The following is a 3,997-nucleotide window of genomic DNA, read 5'->3' on the forward strand; positions in this document are numbered from 1 at the left end:
CTTGATGCAGGACAGCTTTTTCACAACCTCTTTATTTAATAACTTTCAGATTACCCATATAAGGAACGAGCGCTTCTGGAACTGTGACAGAACCATCTTCATTTTGGTAGTTTTCCAAAATGGCAGCTACTGTACGGCCAACCGCAAGTCCTGAACCATTCAAAGTATGAGCATAGTGGATTTTTCCATCATTATCGCGATAACGAATCATGGCGCGGCGTGCTTGGAAATCTTCACAGTTAGAACAAGAACTGATTTCACGATAAGTATCTTGTGCAGGAATCCATACTTCTAAATCATAAGTTTTAGCTGCAGAAAAGCCCATGTCTCCAGTTGATAAGGCCATTACACGATAAGGCAAATGCAGTTTTTTCAAGATATCTTCTGCATCAGCTGTCATTTTTTCCAATTCTTCGTAAGAATGTTCTGCATCCGAGAATTTGACCATTTCTACTTTATTGAATTGGTGAAGACGGATCAGTCCTCGAGTATCCCGACCGGCACTTCCAGCTTCAGAACGAAAAGCAGGACTTAGCGCAGTGAAATAAACAGGTAAATCCGCACCATCTAAAATTTCATCATTATAATAGTTAGTCAATGGGACTTCAGCTGTCGGAATCAATGTTAAATCAGTATTCTCCAATTGGAAAACATCTTCTTTGAATTTTGGAAATTGTCCTGTACCAAACATCGCTTTACTGTTGACGATATAAGGAGTAATCATTTCAGTATAGCCGTGTTCGTAAATATGCTGATCAAGCATGAAGTTGTAGACTGCACGTTCTAATCGAGCGCCCAACCCTTTATAATAAACAAAACGGCTACCGGCTACTTTTGCGCCACGTTCAAAGTCTAAAATATCAAGATTTTCTGCAATTTCCCAGTGTGGTTTTGGCTCAAAAGCAAATGTACGTGGTTCGCTCCAACGACGGATTTCTACATTGTCCTCTTCATCTGATCCAACTGGCACAGAATCATGGGGAAGGTTTGGCAAAGTAGTGGCAATTTGTTTCAATTTTTCATCTACTTCAGCAATTTCAGTATCCAATGCTTTGATGTTGCCGCCGACTTCTTTCATTTCAGCGATTTTAGCAGAAGCATCTTCTTTTGCACGCTTCAATTGAGCGATCTCAGCAGAAACGTCATTTCGATATTTTTTCAATTCTTCACTTTTGACTAGTAATTTGCGGCGGTTTTCATCTAGTTCCATGAATTCAACTAATGTTTCTTTTTTAACGCCCCGAGTCATTAGTTTTTCTTGTACTTCTTCGATATTTTGTCGCATCATTTTTACATCTAACATATGTTTTCCTCCTTTTTGAAAATAAAAAAAGACTGATCCATCCCATTATTCTTGGGACGAATCAGTCTGAAATTCGCGGTACCACCCAAGTTCAGCATAAGCTGCACTTGTTGAACACATAACGGCTGTTGAACCGACCTTTCTTATTTCGAAAGGGCACGTAAACGAACTGGAACTTCCAAATTATCCTTTGCTGATTTGCACCTGCCATCAGCTCTCTGAAAAAGAATAAAGTGTACTGGGTTCTGTGTTTTTCATTTATTCTAATAATTGTAATAAGAATAGCGAATATTTCAGCTTTCGTCAATAACTTCCTGTGCATCAATAGGTAATTTTTCATTTTTCTTGATTGGAAGGTGCATGATGAAAGAAGTCCATTGCTTATCTGATTTTGCATAAATGTAGCCACCATGTAAAGCCACAATACTTTGAGCGATTGCTAAACCAAGCCCAGTTCCTCCAGTTGCTTGTGACCGAGATTCTTCTACACGATAAAAACGGTCGAATAGATTATCGATTGCCTGTTGTGGGATCATTGCTCCATTATTTTTGACCGTTGCAACAACTTCTGAACCGACACGTTCTACTTCGATCACGATCTTCGTAGCTCCTTTTCCATATTTCAACGCATTCGTCAAAAGATTATTGAAGACACGTACAAGTTTTTCTGTATCGCCATCCATGATAAGGGAATCTACTTTTGACTGCACAAGTATTTGGATATTTTTTTTAGAAGCTTCCAACTCAAAATCAGCAGCTAACTGTTCGATCAACTGGATCATATCAAAGGCAGAAAAATTTACTGGGACAGCAGGCTGGCGTACCTTAGTGTATTCAAATAAGTCGTCCACTAAAGATTTCATCTGCTTTGCTTTAATATAAGCGGTATGTGTATACTTTAAAAGATCTTCTTCTGAGTGATACTGACCATCTTCTATCAATCCTAGATATCCAATGATAGAAGTAAGAGGGGTACGGATATCGTGACTAACATTTGTGATCAATTCATCTTTTGATTTCTCGATTTTACGTTCGTCTTCAATCGCTGCTACTGTGCTATCTACCAATCCATTGATACTTGTTACAACTCGGCTTAAGTCACCACTAAGTTCAAAAGGGATACGATGATCATAATTTCCATTTGCGATGTAATGAAGTTCACTGATGATATGTCGTAATTGCATTTGGCGATATCTTCGAATCAAACGCCAATACAAAACACCAATATCTAATAGAAAGAAAAAGGGAATAATAAAGTTTCGACCGTTCCAAAATAAATCAGTGTTCAATCGTTCCGCAAAAATATTCTTTGAATCCCAAATCGCATTTGACAAAGAAGGTGAACTATTGATTACCGAACTGATAACAACCAAAATAGAAACATTTAATAGAAGTAAAAGGATGATCGTGATGATTCCTTCCGCTAACAATTCGCTGATTTCTTTTGAAGTCAAGTTGATCCGACGGCGTTTTTCAGTTGCTCGTTTACTATCTTGCGTCAATTTTATAGCCCACTCCCCAAACGGTTTGAATGACTTTTTCACCACCAGTTGCTTCTTCGATCTTATCTCTTAAATGGCTAACATGAACCATGACAGTTTTAGCAGAGACAATACTTTCTTGTTTCCAAACACGCTCAAAAATTTCATCCGCGCTAAATACTCGATTAGGATGACTAGCAAGCAAGTAGAGGATACCGAATTCCAAAGCTGTTAACTGGATTTCTTTCCCATCGATTGTTTTAACTTCATGAGAGTCTTTATTGATGATTAATGCATTTACTTCTAATACATCAGGCTGATCTGGGGCAATCTGCATTTTTGTACGCCGTAATAAAGACTTTACTCTAGCCATTACTTCTAATGGATTAAACGGTTTGGTTACATAATCATCTGCACCAGCCACCAGTCCTTTGATCTTATCCATATCAGTAGTTTTTGCTGTCAGCATAATGATTGGGATTTGAGATTCTTTTCGCAGCTCTTTCACTACTTGCATCCCGTCCATCTCTGGCATCATGATATCTAAAATAAGTAAGTCAATATCAGGGATTGTTCTGATTTTAGATAATGCTTCTTTCCCATCATAAGCCTTTACTGCTTCATAGCCTTCATTGTGAACATAGATACTTAATAATTCAACGATTTCTTTATCATCGTCAGCAATCAAAATTTTCATAAATAAATCCTCCAGAGTCATATTGTTACTATTATTCTAGCAAAAAAAAGCAGAAATAGATAAAAGCAGCACTTTGTTAAGGAAAATTTTAGAAGGTGAGAGATTTGGTTCTCATAAATAGGACAAAAACATGAACGTTAAACTGAAAATAAAAGGATTTTTCGTTTTTTAAGGTTATAAAGACGAACAAAAAAGGAGAAGAACTAATTAACGATCATATAAGCTGGAAATGTTGATAAATAAGCATTTTCTTATTGACTTTCGTATGTGATGTTGATATATTATTATTTGTTCAAAAGAACACCAATAACTTAAAATAATAAAAAATAAGTTATTGACATGTTGATAATGACATGATAAGATAACTGAGTTGTTAAAAAAAGAACAGCTTGCGAAGCTTGATTCTATCGAAAAAAACTTCAAAAAAGTTCTTGACAAATAACAAACAACAAGTTATGATAAATGAGTTGTTGAAAGATTTCGAAAAAACGAAATCGAAAAAACTTTTAAAAAAGA

3 protein-coding genes and 1 other annotated feature are annotated in these 3,997 nt (G+C 36.4%); all 3 genes read right to left on the reverse strand.

Going from position 1 to position 3,997, the window contains the following annotated elements; all coding sequences use genetic code 11:
• Positions 1-31: 31 nt before the first annotated feature.
• On the reverse strand, positions 32-1,303 hold the full coding sequence (gene serS / locus HMPREF2731_RS05045) for a serine--tRNA ligase (RefSeq protein ID WP_002329775.1): 1,272 nt from the start codon (positions 1,301-1,303) through the stop codon (positions 32-34).
• 49 nt (positions 1,304-1,352) lie between these two features.
• Positions 1,353-1,558: a binding site (T-box leader), on the reverse strand.
• Positions 1,559-1,596: 38 nt separating this feature from the next.
• Entirely contained in the window at positions 1,597-2,805 is a 1,209-nt protein-coding gene (locus tag HMPREF2731_RS05050; protein WP_002329776.1) for a sensor histidine kinase, read from the reverse strand.
• Complete coding sequence (locus HMPREF2731_RS05055) at positions 2,792-3,481, reverse strand: response regulator transcription factor CroR (protein WP_002329777.1); 690 nt, start codon at positions 3,479-3,481, stop codon at positions 2,792-2,794. The genes HMPREF2731_RS05050 and HMPREF2731_RS05055 overlap by 14 nt, the downstream gene beginning before the upstream one ends.
• Positions 3,482-3,997: the final 516 nt, after the last annotated feature.

The organism is Enterococcus sp. HMSC072F02 (genome assembly GCF_001837725.1).
Taxonomy (GTDB): domain Bacteria; phylum Bacillota; class Bacilli; order Lactobacillales; family Enterococcaceae; genus Enterococcus_B; species Enterococcus_B lactis.

Excerpts from the sequence above, each read along its gene's own strand:
- HMPREF2731_RS05055 (WP_002329777.1), bottom strand. The coding sequence starts at position 3,481 with ATGAAAATTTTGATTGCTGACGATGATAAAGAAATCGTTGAATTATTA.
- serS (WP_002329775.1), bottom strand. The coding sequence starts at position 1,303 with ATGTTAGATGTAAAAATGATGCGACAAAATATCGAAGAAGTACAAGAA.